The organism is Pseudomonas sp. 300 (genome assembly GCF_055803035.1).
This window is the reverse complement of record NZ_JAVLRV010000001.1, coordinates 1,102,625-1,119,060: the sequence shown is the minus strand read 5'-3', so window position 1 is coordinate 1,119,060 and position 16,436 is coordinate 1,102,625. Positions and strand designations below refer to the sequence as shown.

The window sequence follows — 16,436 nt, the reverse complement described above, 5'->3', positions numbered from 1 at the left end:
TGGTGACGCATGAATTCCGGGCACAAAAAAAGCACCCCAAAGGGTGCTTCTTTTTAAATCTGAGCGATTTACTGACCCTGCTGATTCTGCGACAGGATCAACTTACCTTCTTTATCCACCGGAATCTGGTTGCCCGGATCGCGATCCATCCGCACCTTGCCCTCCTTGCCGTCCAGCGAGTAACGGACGTCGTACCCAACAACCTTGTCGCTGATGTCATTCACGGTGTTACAGCGAGTTTGAGTCGTGGTGTAGGTGTCACGCTCCTGCATGCCTTCCTGGACCTTGTTGCCGGCATAACCACCACCGACCGCGCCCGCAACCGTGGCAATTTTCTTGCCGGTGCCGCCGCCGATCTGGTTACCCAGCAGACCACCTGCCAGCGCACCCACCACTGTACCGGCAATCTGGTGTTGATCTTTCACCGGCGCCTGCCGGGTCACTGCGACGTCCTTGCACACTTCACGTGGCGTTTTGATTTGTGTCTTGACCGGTTCAACGGCTAGAACTTGCGCATACTCAGGGCCGCTTTTAACCAGGCTGTAGGTGGCAACAGCACCCCCGGCAGTCACACCGACAGCACCCAATACCGCACCAACCAGCAACGACTTGTTCACATGAACCTCCTGACCATCACATGCGGAACATGTCCGCGCTTCTCCCAGCCTTGGAGCACAAAAAAAGGCGCGAGTTCAACTCGCGCCTTTTTCGGCTGACAGCTGGAAAAGCGATGGCCGTTATGGACGGTCGTCGACTTCCTTGTCAGTGGCTACAGGAGCAATCAAATCCTCGCTGCTCAGGTTCAGCCAGATCAGCACCACGTTAGCGATGTAGATCGACGAGTAAGTACCCGCCAGAACACCGATAAACAGGGCGATGGAGAAGCCGAACAGGTTGTCGCCACCGAAGAACAGCAGTGCCGCGATCGCCAGCAAGGTGGAGATCGACGTCGCCATGGTCCGCAACAGGGTTTGCGTGGTCGAGATGTTGATGTTGTCGATCAGCGAAGCCTTGCGCAGCACCCGGAAGTTCTCACGAACCCGGTCGAATACCACGATGGTGTCGTTGAGCGAGTAACCAATGATCGCCAGCACCGCCGCCAATACCGTCAGGTCGAAGGTGATCTGGAAGAACGACAGGATACCGATGGTCACGATCACGTCGTGGATCAAGGATACGATCGCACCGACCGCAAACTTCCACTGAAAGCGGAACGCCAGGTAGATCAGAATGCCGCCCAGCGCCATCAGCATGCCGAGGCCGCCCTGGTCGCGCAGCTCTTCACCGACCTGCGGGCCGACGAACTCGACACGCTTGACCGTCGCCGGGTTGTCGCCGCCGACTTTCAGCAGCGCTTCCGCCACTTGATGACCCAGCTGCGGGTCTTCACCCGGCATGCGCACCAGCAAATCGGTAGTCGCACCGAAGCTCTGCACGATTGCCTCGTGATAACCCGAAGTCGCCAGTTGCTCACGCACCTTGGTGACATCGGCCGGACGCTCGTAGGTCAGCTCGATGAGCGTACCGCCGGTGAAGTCCAGGCCCCAGTTCATGCCCTTGGTGGCGACGCTGAACAGGGCCAGCACGGTAAGGAACAATGTGACGCCGAACGCAACGTTGCGAACGCCCATGAAGTTGATTGTACGTAACATGGCAGCCCCTTAAATCCACAACTTCTTGAAGTCACGACCGCCGAAGATCAGGTTGACCATCGCGCGGGTCACCATGATGGCCGTGAACATCGAGGTAAAGATCCCGAGGGACATGGTCACTGCGAAGCCTTTGACCGGGCCGGTGCCCATCGCAAAGAGAATCCCGCCGACCAACAGTGTTGTCAGGTTGGCGTCGAGAATCGCAGTAAATGCCCGGCCGAAGCCTTCGTTGATTGCCCGCTGTACGGTCATGCCCGCCGCGATCTCTTCACGAATCCGCGAGAAGATCAGCACGTTGGCGTCGACCGCCATACCCATGGTCAATACGATACCGGCGATACCCGGCAGGGTCAGCGTTGCACCCAGCAGCGACATCAGGGCCAGCAGCAACACCATGTTCACCGTCAGAGCAACGGTGGCGATGATGCCGAAGAAGCGGTAGATGGCGATGATGAACAGCGAGACAAACAGCATGCCCCACAGCGATGCATCGATACCTTTGGTGATGTTGTCGGCACCCAGGCTCGGGCCAATTGTGCGCTCTTCAGCGAAGTACATCGGTGCAGCCAGACCACCGGCACGCAGCAACAGCGCCAGTTCGGACGACTCGCCCTGACCATTCAGGCCAGTGATGCGGAATTGAGCACCCAGCGGCGACTGAATGGTCGCCAGGCTGATGATCTTCTTCTCTTCCTTGAAGGTTTGAACCGGTACGTCTTTCTCGACGCCGTTAACCACTTGCTTGACGTAAGTGGTAACCGGACGTTGCTCGATGAAGATCACCGCCATGCTGCGACCGACGTTGCTGCGCGTCGCGCGGCTCATCAGTTCGCCACCGTGGCCATCCAGACGGATGTTCACTTCTGGCGTGCCTTGCTCACCGAAGCCAGCCTTGGCATCAGTCACCTGGTCACCGGTGATGATCAGGCCACGCTCGATCTGTGCCGGCGGACGATTGCCTTCACGGAACTCGAAAGTCTCGGAAGTGGCTTTCGAAGCGCCAGGCTCAGCCGCCAGACGGAACTCAAGGTTGGCCGTCTTGCCGAGGATACGCTTGGCTTCTGCGGTGTCCTGCACGCCCGGCAGCTCAACCACGATGCGGTTGGCGCCCTGACGCTGAACGATCGGTTCGGCAACACCCAGTTCGTTGACGCGGTTACGTACCGTGGTCAAGTTCTGCTTGATGGAGTATTCGCGGATTTCCGCCAGCTTGGCCGGGGTCATCGCCAGACGCAGCACCGCCTGACCATTGAGGTCGGCCGGAACAATGTCGAAATCGTTGAAGTTCTTGCGGATCAGTGCGCGGGCCTGTTCGCGGGAAGCTTCATCAGCGAAGCCCAGCTGGATGGCACCGTTGAGTTGCGGCAGGCTGCGATAGCGCAGTTTCTCTTTACGCAACAGGCTCTTTACATCGCCTTCGTACACTTTCAAACGTGCGTCGAGGGCTTTGTCCATGTCCACTTCCAGCAGGAAGTGCACACCACCGGACAAGTCCAGACCCAGCTTCATCGGGTGCGCGCCCAGGCTGCGCAACCATTGCGGGGTGGTTTGTGCCAGGTTCAGTGCAACGACGTAGTCATCACCCAATGCCTTGCGCACGACGTCTTTGGCCGGCAGCTGGTCTTCAGCCTTGGTCAGACGAATCAGACCGCCCTTGCCGTTGGCCGCCAGCGTGGCTGCCTTGACGTTGATCCCGGATTCCTTGAGCGCAGCGCTCACACGATCCAGATCAGCCTGATTGACTTGCAGCGCAGTGCTTGCACCGCTGACCTGAATGGCCGGGTCATCAGGATATAGATTGGGAGCGGAATAAATCAGACCGACCGCCAGCACCGCCAGGATCAGAATGTATTTCCACAGAGGGTATTTGTTCAGCATCACGCCGCCCGCTTATGACGCGGGGCGCCTTGCGCGCCCCGTCGATTGAGTAGAAGTTGAAACTTAGATCGCTTTCAGCGTGCCTTTTGGCAGCGTGGCGGCAATGGCGCCTTTCTGGAACTTCATTTCGACGGTGTCGGAAACTTCCAGAACCACGAAATCATCAGCCACTTTAGTGATCTTGCCGGCGATGCCGCCGGTGGTCACAACTTCGTCGCCTTTCTGCAGGCTGCTCAGCAGGTTCTTCTGCTCTTTGGCGCGCTTGGCCTGTGGACGCCAGATCATCAGGTAGAAGATGACCAGGAAACCGACCAGGAAAATCCACTCAAAACCGCCACCCATTGGGCCGGCAGCGGCCGGTGCAGCAGCGTCAGCCATGGCATTCGAGATAAAAAAGCTCATTTAGCACTCCAGTTGCAAATGTTGAATCTTGGGGTCAGAAAACTCAGTCCAAAGGCGGAACAGGTAACCCGCGTTTGGCGTAGAAGGCATCGACAAAGGCGGCCAATGTACCCTGTTGAATAGCCTCGCGCAAACCAGCCATAAGCACTTGATAATGACGCAAGTTATGGATGGTATTGAGCATGCTTCCCAGCATTTCGCCGCACTTGTCCAGATGATGCAGATAAGCGCGGGAGAAGTTCTGGCAGGTATAGCAATCGCAGGTCGGATCGAGCGGCGAATCATCATGGCGATGGAACGCGTTACGGATCTTCAGCACGCCGGTATCAATGAACAGATGCCCATTGCGGGCATTACGGGTTGGCATCACGCAATCGAACATGTCCACACCGCGGCGCACACCCTCAACCAGATCTTCCGGTTTGCCAACGCCCATAAGGTAACGAGGTTTGTCAGCCGGCATCTGGCCCGGCAGGTAATCCAGCACCTTGATCATCTCGTGCTTGGGCTCGCCCACCGACAGACCGCCGATGGCCAGACCATCAAAGCCGATCTGGTCGAGGCCTTCCAGCGAACGCATGCGCAGGTCCTGGTGCATGCCGCCCTGCACGATACCGAACAGCGCCGCCGTGTTGTCGCCATGGGCTTCTTTCGAACGCTTGGCCCAACGCAACGACAGCTCCATGGAAATGCGCGCGACGTCTTCGTCAGCCGGGTACGGCGTGCATTCGTCGAAAATCATCACAATGTCCGAGCCCAGGTCACGCTGGACCTGCATCGACTCTTCCGGACCCATGAACACTTTGGCGCCGTCCACAGGAGAAGCGAAGGTCACGCCCTCCTCCTTGATCTTGCGCATCGCGCCCAGGCTGAACACCTGGAAACCGCCGGAGTCTGTAAGAATCGGGCCTTTCCACTGCATGAAATCGTGCAGGTCGCCGTGCTTCTTGATCACCTCGGTGCCAGGACGCAGCCACAAGTGGAAGGTGTTGCCCAGAATGATTTCCGCGCCGGTGGCGACGATATCCCGCGGCAGCATGCCCTTCACGGTGCCGTAAGTACCGACCGGCATGAACGCCGGGGTCTCGACGGTACCGCGCGGGAAGGTCAAACGACCGCGACGAGCCTTGCCGTCAGTAGCAAGCAACTCAAACGACATACGACTTTGGCGACTCATTCTTTGTCCTCAGGGCCACGTGGTGCGGGATTACGGGTGATAAACATCGCATCACCGTAGCTGAAAAAGCGGTATTCATGCTCCACGGCGGCTTTATAGGCGGCCATGGCTTCGGGATAACCGGCGAACGCCGAAACCAGCATCAACAGCGTGGATTCGGGCAAATGAAAGTTGGTGACCAGGGCATCGACCACATGAAACGGCCGGCCCGGGTAGATAAAGATGTCAGTGTCGCCACTGAACGGCTTGAGCACGCCATCGCGCGCGGCGCTTTCCAGGGAACGCACGCTGGTGGTCCCCACCGCCACCACACGACCACCGCGAGCGCGGCAAGCGGCGACGGCATCAACCACGTCCTGGCCGACTTCCAGCCATTCGCTGTGCATGTGATGGTCTTCGATCTTCTCGACCCGCACCGGCTGGAACGTACCCGCACCCACGTGCAAGGTCACGAAAGCGGTCTCGACGCCCTTGGCGGCAATCGCCTCCATCAGCGGCTGATCGAAATGCAGCCCCGCCGTCGGCGCCGCCACCGCGCCCAGGCGCTGGGCGTACACCGTCTGATAACGCTCGCGGTCCGAGCCTTCATCCGGGCGGTCTATATAAGGAGGCAACGGCATGTGCCCGACGCGGTCGAGCAGCGGCAACACCTCCTCGCTAAACCCCAGCTCGAATAACGCATCGTGACGCGCCAGCATCTCGGCCTCGCCACCGCCATCGATCAGGATCTTCGAACCCGGCTTCGGCGACTTGCTGGACCTCACATGGGCCAGCACGCGATGAGTGTCGAGCACCCGCTCTACCAGGATTTCCAGCTTGCCGCCGGAAGCCTTCTGGCCAAACAGCCGAGCCGGAATCACCCGGGTATTGTTGAACACCATCAAATCGCCCGGGCGCAAATGCTCAAGCAAATCAGTGAATTGACGGTGCGCCAGGGCGCCGCTGACCCCATCCAGGGTCAACAGGCGACTGTTGCGACGCTCGGCCAAAGGGTGGCGAGCAATCAGCGAATCAGGGAGTTCGAAAGTAAAGTCAGCAACGCGCATGATGGGGTTCGTCTAGCAGGGGCCGGAAGTCTAGCCGAAATAGTGAAAATTCTCTATGTACCTGATTGACCGACGGTAATCTCATCTCTATACTTCGCCGCCATTGAGCCCTGATGGCGGAATTGGTAGACGCGGCGGATTCAAAATCCGTTTTCGAAAGGAGTGGGAGTTCGAGTCTCCCTCGGGGCACCAACATTCTCCTTGTAAATCAAGGACTTAGAGAAGGGGTAGAAAGAAATTTCTACCCCTTTTTCTATCCAAAAAATCTACCCTTCTCATACCCTTTTCTTGGGAAAAACTGCCTCCCGGCAGTAGTCTTCTTGCTTTGCATTCACGCGAGAGACTGTGCGTTTAAGCCATCCTTTCTGATCCAGACCGCTTGAAGTGCTGCGGCTCTGCAGCAGTGCGTAAAAGGGTCAACCATGGGTTGCATAGATGTGTGGCTCAGGCGAGGATTAGCCTAGGCAAAACGCCACCACGCAAGGAAAGCCACATGCAAGCAAAATCCCTCAAAGCCTTGATTGCTGACCACGGCGTCTCATTCGACGCGAGCACCATCATGAATGCTCTGCTGAAAGCTGGTTACGCGGAAAGCTTTGAGTATGCGAGCACCACCGGCAACGGTGTGATGAAGTCATTCAGGAAATTGACCGATCAAGGTGAAGCCTTCGGCGTCAACAAGGCGTCAATGGGCCACCCCTTTAAGACTGAGGCGAAATTTTTCGGAGAGACTTTCCCTCAAATGCTTGACGTGGTCGTTGAACAATTGCGGAAAGAAGTCGGAGGGCTGTTAGCCAAATGAGGTTAGCACTCGTCTTGGCTGCCGTTCTCCCACTAGGGGTAGCGGCTGCTGCTCCTTCTAACGTCCAAGAGTTCGTAGCAAACGACCCTTGGCACCAATTTAGTGATGGCGTTAACGGCCAGAAGGTATTCACGAAAGGTGTTCTAAGACACGATAAAGGTCGCTATGAGCTTTGGTTTAAAGTCGAATACCCACAACCCAAAAGCTGTGGCGGAAACCTATTTATGAAAAGCCCTATGGACAGGGTCATCTGCGACAACGAAAAAGATGGTGAAATTGAAATTTCGATGAACCTTTACGAGATCAATTGTAATAATGGAACATCTAGGGTTACTGAAAGCATTGATTATGATTTTTCAGGAAAAACGTTAAATCACACGTCCAACAAACGTGCAGAGTGGACAAGGACCATACCCGATACTATCGGTGAAGGACTGAACACCTTTTTTTGTAAGCAGGACTAGGGCCGCTAACACATATGGCCATGCTATATAACAGGTGAAAAATCCTTCATAGACTCGTCAGGGAAAATCACATAGCATATTTGTTATAGATACCTAATGGAGCAAATATCTTTTTATCTTTCCAATCAAAAAAGTTATTCCCTCCTGCATATAGACCATCGTCAAACTCTTCAAACGCGACTTTGAAAAGATTATCGCTTTTGTCCCCTAGTGTCATCATGGCTACGATGCATTGTTTTATACCTTCTTCCGCGACTTCCTCGCCGTATAATACGCTGAAAATCAATTCAAGAGCGTTGGGGTCATATTTCTGATTTTTAGACTGAAGAAAAGCGTCATAAAATCCAGAAATATATCCAGCAAGCCATTGGTTAATTTCGTAATCCCCATTATCTCCTTTGTAAAGAAGCGGCGGCGTTTTCACACCAGACTTCTCAATTAAAAAAAATTGGTCCTTAATTAAAGAGTATACAAAAGAAACTCCATCAGTCATTTCAGGTGTTATGGGGTATCTTTTGGGTTCTTTTTCTTGGGTTTTCTTTTTTTTGAAAAAATCAAATAAAGCCATTGATTAATCATCCAGAGTTAAGGTCATCGCGTCATAATTTTGTTAAATAGTATCAGATATGGCTATGCTCTGTGAATGGTTCACACACCCGTCAAGGTCGTTTTTAGCGGCTGAACTTGTTCAAGCGTGATAAATGACCAGATGAAAGCGACGTTTCTTCATACAGATTTTCAGAGGGTCATTTTCAATTTTGAGAAATTTAAAGAATAAGGTTGAACTCTATTTGATGATTAAGGTTGCACCATAAATATATTTTCAATTTTCTATTGACAACGAATTTCATTGTTTTTAAGCCAAAAAACGGCTACCCAAGAAAATGAAAACTCAAAAAACTGACATGAAAACGTGCAAAAAAATCAACGCTCTTTTTTAGGGCACTAACAAAAACACGTTAAAAACGGCGTGTTTTAATTCTAGGTATTACCATACGAATAAGATGGTAAATCGTCTAAAAACAGCCGTTTCATAAGTTTTGATATTTAAAAGTTTTGCTGCTCCAAATGTATTTGGAATTAAATTTTGAGCTTTACGCTTTTGATTTTCATATGCGAACTTTGTTCGCAATACCCAGAAGCTTTTCGCCTGCTAGGGCGGCTTTATGCTTTTTACGCTCTTCTTGGATAACTCTTAAATAAGTGTCGCAAGTTGATTTTATAGGTTTTTTTGGACGATTTTGATTTTTAAAAAATTCAGTTTTTTTCAGGGTAGAAAGTAAAAATATTTATTTATTTGACAATCACGCACGGCATGATATTTGTATTAGTAACAAACAATAATAATTTGCATGATATTTATTCCACAACGCATAATCCTTAAAAATCTTACTCCCGAATTTTTCTTTGCAGAATGTGAAAGACAGTATGTTTTTGAGCAAGCTATCGAAAAAAAGATGACTACAAAGGAATATCTTGAAGATAAGTTAAATAACTCATCAAAAAGAAAGCGTGCAAGCTTAGCCAAAGAAATAAAGAATATTAAGGATAAGTTCAATTGGGTTACCACTTGCAGTGAATATAGATGCTGGAAGATACAGCATAAATATGCTCTTGCTGGCGACTTGAACGATATTGTCAAAAATATCGCGTTTGTTTTCGGGAGAATTCAAGAACAACTAATAATAAAGCAAAGAAATCTTAAAAACGATGAATCCGGCGAGAGTATTTTTTCGCATATAAAGAATGACTGGGATATTGGTTATGGTATCAAAATCAAGGATATCAAAGGGTCAGCTATGAAAGACAAACTCATCAACATTGCTGATGAGAAAAGACTTAAGTCACAAATAAAAAGAATACAAAAACAAAGAAGCGAACTTTTAAAGCTCCACTCTGGATTAATTGGTTTAGGTCGAACGTTTGAGATTTGTAGCGATGAAGTTGTTCAAGATAGAGAAGCTGCCGAGCAAAAACAATATGAATACATATTGAGCAAATACGTTGTTTATGCAGACCATAGAAAAATTCCACTATCAAAAGTAGTAAGCACTGAAAAACAAAGATTTGCCGAGATATATATTCAAGTTTCATCATTGGACACCTACGCCAAGAAACTTGACTACAAGCCTCTTTTTATCACTTTCACCGCTCCGGCAAGATTTCACCCAATGCCGTCGAAAGGGGTTAGCTCTTGGGACGGTTCAACCCCAAAGGAAAGCAATGATTACTTAAAAGGTCTGTGGAATGCTTTTAGAAAAGATATTCATAGACATAAGATTGAGATGAATGGTTTTTGGGCTGTTGAACCACACAAAGACCAATGCTTTCACAAGCACGCTTTAATGTATGTTAATAAGAAGCATTATGACGAATTAGTAATCTTGATTAACAAGCATTTTAGACACTCGGAAAACGCCGTAAGAATTGAAGAAATTGACACAAAGAAAAGCAAGGCAACATCATACGTGATGAAGTATCTAACGAAGTCATTCAACATGGACTTTGAGCTGAAAGACGGCGTGTTAAATATGGACAAGCTGGAAATCTCAAATCATAAGAAAGTGAGAGCCGTTCAAGCTTTATGGTCTGTTCGTAGATACGCAATGTTCGGCGTTAAGAATACGCTTTCATTGTGGAGAGAGCTGAAAAGAAAATCGTTCTTGAAAGGCAAAAATGAAGCTCTTGATAAAGCATTCATGTTTGTTGAAAGAAACGACTTTATAGGTTTTTCGATGTTTGTTAATGGGAAGCTAAAAATAATGCGGGTCTTTAATGAAATACAAATTATGAAAGATGATTTGCTGGGCGATGTATTTGGCAAGAGCCTAATAGGTAAATACATAATTGACTTGGGAACGAACGAAGTTATTGATATTAAATCCCCGTGCAAAATTGTCGACGCTTCATCGCTTGATGCTGCTGCAATCTAATAAATACATATTTATCTATTGATTTACTAGAACGCCATGTTATATTGTAACTAAGGCATGGGAGAATAATCAATATGAAATTAATAAGAGTGGCTAGCGGAAAAAAAGAAGTTTTGAAATTCATTAAAAAAATGGGCCTCGATGGGATGTATGAAAACATTAGAAGCATACACAACAATAGTGGGTGTGATTTATTTTATGATACCGTTGACGGCGAATTCAAAGCATTAGTAGACCAAAGTAAGGTTCCGTATGAGTATTGGGATAACTGCTTGAAGATGTAATCGGTCGGATAGTCTATCAGCCAGCGATTGCTGGTTTTTTTGTGCCTGAACTTTGTCAAGAAAAATATGTATTTATTTGACTTCGCTTTAATTTGTGCTCTAATAAATATATATAAATAAAAAGGGGCACTAATGAAAAAACCAAAAGCAAAAGCAAATCTTAAAGTTTGCACCATCACACTCGACGCTGAAACACATAATCATTTTAGAGACATTGCCAATGCTCACAAATTTCCGTTGTCACGCTTTATAAATGATTGTATGAAAGAATACTTAAATGTAAGCAAAGTTAACGGATTCAACAAAGATGTAACGCTACAAGTGGGAATTAGAAATTTTCAAACCCAAGACAAATAAAAGCCCATAGGGCTTTTTATTTATCTTCTTTACGTCTTGGCTTTAAATCCATTCCAACCCCACGGCGACGGGTTCTTTTGTTTTGGTCATTATCTAACTGCTTCTGTTTTTGTGCTTCTTCAATTTCCTCATTACGTTCGTTTATTTTCTCTTGTAGTATCTCTTCCCTGATTTCCGGGCTTTCTATCTTTTCAAGTTTCTTCTGTATTGCTTCATATAGTTCAATTTCTTGCCTTGCTTCATCTAAGCCATCAACATCAAATTCTTTAAGTCTCTCTACAAATTCCTTGTTAGCTTCATAGGCTTCCTCATCAAGAAAGTCAAATCCGGGGTTGTTGTGTTCAATGTCTTTAAGGAAGATATTGAAATCTTCTTTAATCTCGCTTGTCTTTTGAGCTTGATACGCATTAAGTGATTCCGCATAAATAGGGGTATCCTTTAACAATTGTTTGTGGTCGGTGATGATTTCATCAAACTCACCTTTCAAGTTTGGGTGGTCAGTGTAAGCCACAAATAATTCTGTGTTGAGTTGTTTGAACTCTGCTTTTTTTTCTGCTGGTGCATTGTCAAATTCATTTCCGAAACATCTGCGGCAGGTAATAGAACCGTGTTCCATACAAAGCATTTCTGGTGTGACCTTATTCAATACCTCACGTAAGGCGTCTTGTGGGGTAGGTTTAAACATACTATTCAACTCATCAATCAAGTCATCATTGGTCGCTGCAACCTTTTGCTGACCCAACTGTTTTGTAGGCTCTGGTGGCTTCTCAGGGGCTTTTTGAACAGGTGTAGGCATGACAGGCTCAAGTAGTTTGGCAGCTTCTACGGCCACCGTAGGGGCTTCTGGTGTTGGTTGTGGTTTAGGTTCTGGCTTCTTATTCATCGAAGCATATTGCTCCTGAATTTTCTTCAATTCGTCTAAATCTGCTGGGGTAGGTTTATAACCTTCAAGCTTGAACCCTTTGGCTTCCAATCCCATTAACTGAAATTCAAGCCATATATTTTTCTTAAAGAAATCAGGGCCATTCACTGTGAATGATTGTGGTGGTTTGGCGTCAGCAACGAGCCTTTGAATGCCAGCCTTTGCTGACTGTCTTGATAAATCATGGAATGAAACTTTGGATGGGTCTTTGTAATACTCGAATGATTTCTTGCTGCTGGCTGAATTATAGAAATATTCAACCTTGTCGCTATGCTGAATAAACTTGAACTTGGTGGCAAGCACTGAGTTCGGTTTAATCTTTTTCATGTAGTCGGGTTCTGCTTCATTGGAAGCAATAGAACAATCTTCGTATTTCTTAACGTTGTGCTTATTTTTCAAAGTCTGCTCAAAGCCAGTATCATCACCTAGTTTCGCTTTAAGTGTTTTGTAAGATAGGCCAAGCTCGGATGCTTTGAATATCTGGTCTTCATGTTGAATGGAGAAAGATGATTTGCCATTGTGAATGACATTAAAACCATTCTCGGATATCTGGTTGATAAAGTCGGATGGACTGGAAGCGTTGTCAAGGTAAGTATTTAACGCATCTTTCATCTGCTGTTTGTTGGAAATTATGCCTCGAACATCAAGCATTCTTTCCTTGGATGACGGATGCTTATCTTTATATTTTTTGCTGATGATATCTTTCTTGTCTTTCGGTGATAAGTCTTTTCTTTTATCAAGCTCATCTATATCTCTTGATATTCGATTCTCTGGAATAATTAGACTGTATTTCTGTTCAAGCTTCTCGCATTCTCTTTCAATAACTCGGTAGTCATTGCTGACGTTATAACACTTGCCATTGAAGTCTTTTAACGCCCACACAATATGAACATGAACCTCATCTGTATCAATGTGAACACCCAACGCATACTTTCTATTTGAAAGATTGTGCGTTTGTTCATAGAGTTCTTTTACTATCTGCTTCGCTTGTTCAGGGGTAACGTTATCATTGGTATGAAAGCTGACCATATCGTGCTGACTTCTAACTGATTGCTTTCTGCCCTTTGTTCTAACAGCAACATCATTTTCGATGGATGTTGCAATGGCATTCGCAATTTGTCTTTTGGATGAGTTCATAGGTGTGTAGATGTTGCTTTCGAACAATACACATCCCTCATCTTTGTGAAAGTATTTAGAAGCCTTATACACTCCTGACCTGCTTTTCTGGGTGCTCAATCTTTTCCTTATCATATATCGCCTTTGATTGTTATTTTCTCCTTTTTCAAAACTTCAAGTCTATTTGTCAATACGCCCATGTTCTTATCTAATTTGCTCAGAACATCTAAAATGTCTTGGCTTGGTTGCTTCCCTGAATTCAACGCTGCTGCTATTTGATTAAGGTTATTGCCAATCTGACTGAATATTTTTTCAATGGTGAATATATCCTCTCTTAACTTTGGACTACTTACTTCTATGACTTCATTTACTCCATTATTTATAATGTGAGAAATAAACTTTACCTGTGTCATCTTTAGTGCTGCTCTTTGTGTTTCGAGTAGCTGAATATCATCTTTTGGAAGTCTAAAATTTAACTGATTACTTTTTCTTTCTTTATCACTCATACAATCCTCCATATTGATTGCTATACATTTTTCAAACGTAGTGCGAAAAATCGAGCGTAAATGTTAGTAAGTGAACGAAGTGAACTTGCTATACATTTACATTGCTCGCATATAAAGAATTCAAACTACTAATATCAAGCTAACACATATTAAAATGTTTTCAAGTTGTATAGCTTTCAATAAGCCAGATAACAAAAAATGAAAGTGTATAGCAACGTATAGCAATGTATAGCAGGCATTAAAAAGGCCACCTGATTAGGTAGCCTCATAACTGACGACAACAATAAAAACTATACTGAGAATTTATATTGTAGGTATTTAACAGCATCCATTTTTGATGCTGGGGTTGGGCCTTCCGAATATCTATCGAAAGTCATCCGTAACAATCCATCAGCCTTGTGACCAACCAAAGAGATGATGACAAGGTTCTTAACGTCAGCACGCTCTAATGTAGTAATTACAGTTTTTCGAATGCTATGGAAAACACATTTTTTATCAAAACCTAATTCGGTCTTGAAGATTGAAAACTGATTACCCAAGCCTTTCGATTTAGTTTCATACTTCCCGCCTTTGCTTGTCTTCAACAAATACCCATCGTCCGATGAATTAACAAGCCGTTTGACCGTTTCCATAAGAACCGGATGGATTGGCACAAAACGAACGGATGCTTGTGTTTTACCTTCTGTAATATGAAAACAATCAACACCATCCTCTTTAACAACTGACGATGTTTTCAAACGACAAATTTCTTCAATCCGTGCTCCCGTGTAGGCCGCTATCTCAATCAAATCTGCTAATTGACGCTTTCCTTTTTCAACTGCCTTACTATGTAGGGTATCAACCTCGTCCGCCGTAAATGCTCGTCTTTCGTCTTCTTTGAGCGTTCCACGTCTGACCTGACTCAACTCATGACTTTTAAAAGGATTGATTGGGTAACGTTCTTTGAATGGTGGTTCTTTTTTAATCAAGAAATTATAGAAGGCATTAAACGAAAACAAATATTGTTTCTTTGTCTTCGGTTCGAGATTTTTTGAAATCAAGAATGAAGCAACTGCTTCATAATCCAAAAGAAGGTTTTCGGACTTTAAAAACGCATCAAGTGCTTTAATTCTCTTAATATGCCTATCCACGGTATTCAAATCAACTTTCCGTTGATTTAATTCATAGTTATAGAAAGCATCAAGGCGACTTTTAAAAAATGGAGTTTTGGGTGAGTAGTCTGAGCGACCTGCCGCTATATCAATCGCCTCATTAACAAGGTCGATACTCAGCTTTTTGTCATGTGCATACTGGATGACTTCAAAACCCATTTTTGTTTCATTGGTGGCGGGTTTTCCTTGAACTTTATCAAGAATTATTGCCCGTTGATGCTTTTCAACTATTTGAAGAACATCATCACGGAAATTACCGATTTCACCGTTACGGGCTTTTTCAATTTCGGCTTTCCATTGATGTAACCATCTTAATTTAAGAACGTGGGCTTCCGAGCGGTTGCCGGTTTTGAGACTTTTAGTCAGAACTTTACGCCCGGCGAAGGCTTCCCGTGCAGCCTCTGGAACGTCAAGACGGACGTGGTAGGTGCCAGATTTCAAGACTAAAAAATCGGTCATAGCAGCAGCCCTTGGCTAGTCATTTCTACCCAAAATTCTACCCAAAAATTCTACCCAAAGCCATTGAAAGCCTTTAAACTCGCGGCATTGCTGGGTCTTAGGATGTTTTTGAGGGAGTTCGAGTCTCCCTCGGGGCACCATATAGCAGTATCTGAAAGTCTCTACCAGACTCTCAGACCCAGAGAAACCGGCCACTTGAGCCGGTTTTTTTGTGTCTAGCTATCTACCTCTGTATCCCCTTATCCGTTGTATCCCTGTATCCCTGTATCCCTGTATCCCTGTATCCCTGTATCCCTGCTTGTATCCTGAGAAAAATACCGAACTTTGGGATACAAGGATGAAGCGCGCAGATATCAAGCGCCGCCCTCTCGCAGACACGACACTTGCGGGGCTGGAGCCAGAATCAAAGGAATACAGGGAGCTGGACGGAAACGGCCTCTACTTCAGGGTCAAACCTGATGGTGGTAAATCCTGGCAGCTCCGCTACAAACGTCCGGCGGGCAATTGGGCCTGGATGGGGCTCGGGGGCTACCCGGAAGTAAGCGGTGCATTGGCACGGGACAAAGCAGCCGAATTACGCAAGGTAGTTAGCAGCGGCGCCGATCCTCTCGAACAGAAACGCTCCGCCAAAGCTGCCATTGACGCTGCCAGGACTCGGACCTTCCGAGCTGCTGCGGAAGCTTGGCTCAAGGCCAAAGAAGAAAAGGGCCTCGCTCCCTCCACTCTTAACAAAATCCGCACTTACCTCGATAAGGACAAGCTATGGGCAGCCTACCGCCTAATTGACCGCGATCAGGTCATGCTTTTCAAACTGGTCATTCCGGAAGAAGGGGAAAACTTCGGTAGCTGGAATTGGAATGAACTGTCAGAGCGTGCACGCCAACACACCGTGCAAGATGTGCTGGCGATGTAACGACCTAAATCACCTGAAACAGCCCACGCACGTGGGCTGTTTAAGTCACTCCAAGGATCGAAGTCATGAATGCAGCAGCACAAAACAGCTCATCCGTATCCGAAACGCTTATAGCAAGAAAAGCCCACCTGACCGCCCTACTCAAGATCGTGGATACCAAAATCGGAAAAAGCACAACGACACAAAAACTCACCATCAATGCAATCAGGGCAGAAATAGGACTAATAGAGAATAAGCTGAAAAGCCGGATATAGCGGCAAGCGGAGGCTCGCCAAGCTTCCGCTGCAGTTCGATTCGGTGGTGATTCAAGGTAAGCGTCCGCCGAAGTCACCTTGCGTGACTCAGGCGGGCATCCACCGATGCGGCAGCAGTTG

At 47.0% G+C, this 16,436-nt stretch carries 15 protein-coding genes, 1 tRNA gene and 1 pseudogene; 7 read left to right on the top strand and 10 right to left on the bottom strand.

The window, feature by feature from the left end; genetic code table 11:
* Window positions 1–68: 68 nt before the first annotated feature.
* The 6 genes from Q7W83_RS05110 to queA all read right to left on the bottom strand — a co-directional run bounded on the left by Q7W83_RS05110 (window position 69) and on the right by queA (window position 6,155).
* Window positions 69–617, bottom strand: a complete 549-nt coding sequence (locus Q7W83_RS05110) for a glycine zipper 2TM domain-containing protein (protein WP_150631951.1) — start codon at window positions 615–617, stop codon at window positions 69–71.
* Window positions 618–737: 120 nt separating this feature from the next.
* The gene (gene secF / locus Q7W83_RS05105; RefSeq protein WP_150638957.1) at window positions 738–1,652 is read right to left on the bottom strand and encodes a protein translocase subunit SecF; all 915 of its coding nucleotides are present in this window, start codon (window positions 1,650–1,652) and stop codon (window positions 738–740) included.
* 9 nt (window positions 1,653–1,661) lie between these two features.
* Window positions 1,662–3,530 (bottom strand): protein translocase subunit SecD, encoded by a 1,869-nt coding sequence (secD, locus tag Q7W83_RS05100; protein WP_150631949.1) that lies wholly within the window; start codon window positions 3,528–3,530, stop codon window positions 1,662–1,664.
* A gap of 63 nt (window positions 3,531–3,593) precedes the next feature.
* Complete coding sequence (gene yajC, locus Q7W83_RS05095; protein WP_007916913.1) at window positions 3,594–3,932, bottom strand: preprotein translocase subunit YajC; 339 nt, start codon at window positions 3,930–3,932, stop codon at window positions 3,594–3,596.
* 43 nt (window positions 3,933–3,975) lie between these two features.
* Window positions 3,976–5,091, bottom strand: coding sequence for a tRNA guanosine(34) transglycosylase Tgt (tgt, locus tag Q7W83_RS05090; protein ID WP_191635033.1), 1,116 nt, complete (start codon window positions 5,089–5,091; stop codon window positions 3,976–3,978).
* Between the two features lie 14 nt (window positions 5,092–5,105).
* Window positions 5,106–6,155 (bottom strand): tRNA preQ1(34) S-adenosylmethionine ribosyltransferase-isomerase QueA, encoded by a 1,050-nt coding sequence (gene queA / locus Q7W83_RS05085; RefSeq protein ID WP_473655754.1) that lies wholly within the window; start codon window positions 6,153–6,155, stop codon window positions 5,106–5,108.
* A gap of 107 nt (window positions 6,156–6,262) precedes the next feature.
* Here queA and Q7W83_RS05080 point away from each other — a divergent pair.
* The 3 genes from Q7W83_RS05080 to Q7W83_RS05070 all read left to right on the top strand — a co-directional run bounded on the left by Q7W83_RS05080 (window position 6,263) and on the right by Q7W83_RS05070 (window position 7,421).
* Window positions 6,263–6,347: transfer RNA gene (locus Q7W83_RS05080), tRNA-Leu, on the top strand.
* Window positions 6,348–6,648: 301 nt separating this feature from the next.
* On the top strand, window positions 6,649–6,957 hold the full coding sequence (locus Q7W83_RS05075; protein WP_130207432.1) for a hypothetical protein: 309 nt from the start codon (window positions 6,649–6,651) through the stop codon (window positions 6,955–6,957).
* A gap of 14 nt (window positions 6,958–6,971) precedes the next feature.
* The gene (locus tag Q7W83_RS05070) at window positions 6,972–7,421 is read left to right on the top strand and encodes a surface-adhesin E family protein (RefSeq protein ID WP_130207430.1); all 450 of its coding nucleotides are present in this window, start codon (window positions 6,972–6,974) and stop codon (window positions 7,419–7,421) included.
* Window positions 7,422–7,488: 67 nt separating this feature from the next.
* On the opposite strand, the gene Q7W83_RS05065 is transcribed toward Q7W83_RS05070, so the two are convergent.
* Window positions 7,489–7,989, bottom strand: coding sequence for a hypothetical protein (locus Q7W83_RS05065; protein WP_130207428.1), 501 nt, complete (start codon window positions 7,987–7,989; stop codon window positions 7,489–7,491).
* 784 nt (window positions 7,990–8,773) lie between these two features.
* Between Q7W83_RS05065 and Q7W83_RS05060 the strand changes: the two genes are divergently transcribed.
* Both Q7W83_RS05060 and Q7W83_RS05055 read left to right on the top strand, forming a co-directional pair.
* Entirely contained in the window at window positions 8,774–10,354 is a 1,581-nt protein-coding gene (locus Q7W83_RS05060; protein WP_252143443.1) for a replication endonuclease, read from the top strand.
* A 416-nt stretch (window positions 10,355–10,770) separates the two neighbouring features.
* On the top strand, window positions 10,771–10,995 hold the full coding sequence (locus Q7W83_RS05055; protein ID WP_252143444.1) for a hypothetical protein: 225 nt from the start codon (window positions 10,771–10,773) through the stop codon (window positions 10,993–10,995).
* Between the two features lie 16 nt (window positions 10,996–11,011).
* Here the strand turns inward: Q7W83_RS05055 and Q7W83_RS05050 are convergent, their stop codons facing one another.
* From Q7W83_RS05050 to Q7W83_RS05040, 3 genes are all read right to left on the bottom strand, one after another.
* Complete coding sequence (locus tag Q7W83_RS05050) at window positions 11,012–13,153, bottom strand: relaxase/mobilization nuclease domain-containing protein (protein WP_252143445.1); 2,142 nt, start codon at window positions 13,151–13,153, stop codon at window positions 11,012–11,014.
* A gap of 11 nt (window positions 13,154–13,164) precedes the next feature.
* Complete coding sequence (gene mobC, locus Q7W83_RS05045) at window positions 13,165–13,539, bottom strand: plasmid mobilization relaxosome protein MobC (protein WP_252143446.1); 375 nt, start codon at window positions 13,537–13,539, stop codon at window positions 13,165–13,167.
* Between the two features lie 290 nt (window positions 13,540–13,829).
* Complete coding sequence (locus Q7W83_RS05040; RefSeq protein WP_252143447.1) at window positions 13,830–15,149, bottom strand: tyrosine-type recombinase/integrase; 1,320 nt, start codon at window positions 15,147–15,149, stop codon at window positions 13,830–13,832.
* A 337-nt stretch (window positions 15,150–15,486) separates the two neighbouring features.
* Here Q7W83_RS05040 and Q7W83_RS05035 point away from each other — a divergent pair.
* Both Q7W83_RS05035 and Q7W83_RS05030 read left to right on the top strand, forming a co-directional pair.
* Window positions 15,487–15,912 (top strand): annotated as a pseudogene (locus tag Q7W83_RS05035) (integrase arm-type DNA-binding domain-containing protein); the annotation flags it as partial.
* 215 nt (window positions 15,913–16,127) lie between these two features.
* The gene (locus Q7W83_RS05030; RefSeq protein ID WP_473655753.1) at window positions 16,128–16,316 is read left to right on the top strand and encodes a hypothetical protein; all 189 of its coding nucleotides are present in this window, start codon (window positions 16,128–16,130) and stop codon (window positions 16,314–16,316) included.
* Window positions 16,317–16,436: the final 120 nt, after the last annotated feature.

Coding starts and splice junctions, on each gene's coding strand:
- secF (WP_150638957.1), bottom strand. CDS start 1,652: ATGTTACGTACAATCAACTTCATGGGCGTTCGCAACGTTGCGTTCGGC.
- secD (WP_150631949.1), bottom strand. CDS start 3,530: ATGCTGAACAAATACCCTCTGTGGAAATACATTCTGATCCTGGCGGTG.
- yajC (WP_007916913.1), bottom strand. CDS start 3,932: ATGAGCTTTTTTATCTCGAATGCCATGGCTGACGCTGCTGCACCGGCC.
- tgt (WP_191635033.1), bottom strand. CDS start 5,091: ATGTCGTTTGAGTTGCTTGCTACTGACGGCAAGGCTCGTCGCGGTCGT.
- queA (WP_473655754.1), bottom strand. CDS start 6,155: ATGCGCGTTGCTGACTTTACTTTCGAACTCCCTGATTCGCTGATTGCT.
- Q7W83_RS05075 (WP_130207432.1), top strand. CDS start 6,649: ATGCAAGCAAAATCCCTCAAAGCCTTGATTGCTGACCACGGCGTCTCA.
- Q7W83_RS05065 (WP_130207428.1), bottom strand. CDS start 7,989: ATGGCTTTATTTGATTTTTTCAAAAAAAAGAAAACCCAAGAAAAAGAA.
- Q7W83_RS05060 (WP_252143443.1), top strand. CDS start 8,774: ATGATATTTATTCCACAACGCATAATCCTTAAAAATCTTACTCCCGAA.
- Q7W83_RS05055 (WP_252143444.1), top strand. CDS start 10,771: ATGAAAAAACCAAAAGCAAAAGCAAATCTTAAAGTTTGCACCATCACA.
- mobC (WP_252143446.1), bottom strand. CDS start 13,539: ATGAGTGATAAAGAAAGAAAAAGTAATCAGTTAAATTTTAGACTTCCA.
- Q7W83_RS05040 (WP_252143447.1), bottom strand. CDS start 15,149: ATGACCGATTTTTTAGTCTTGAAATCTGGCACCTACCACGTCCGTCTT.
- Q7W83_RS05030 (WP_473655753.1), top strand. CDS start 16,128: ATGAATGCAGCAGCACAAAACAGCTCATCCGTATCCGAAACGCTTATA.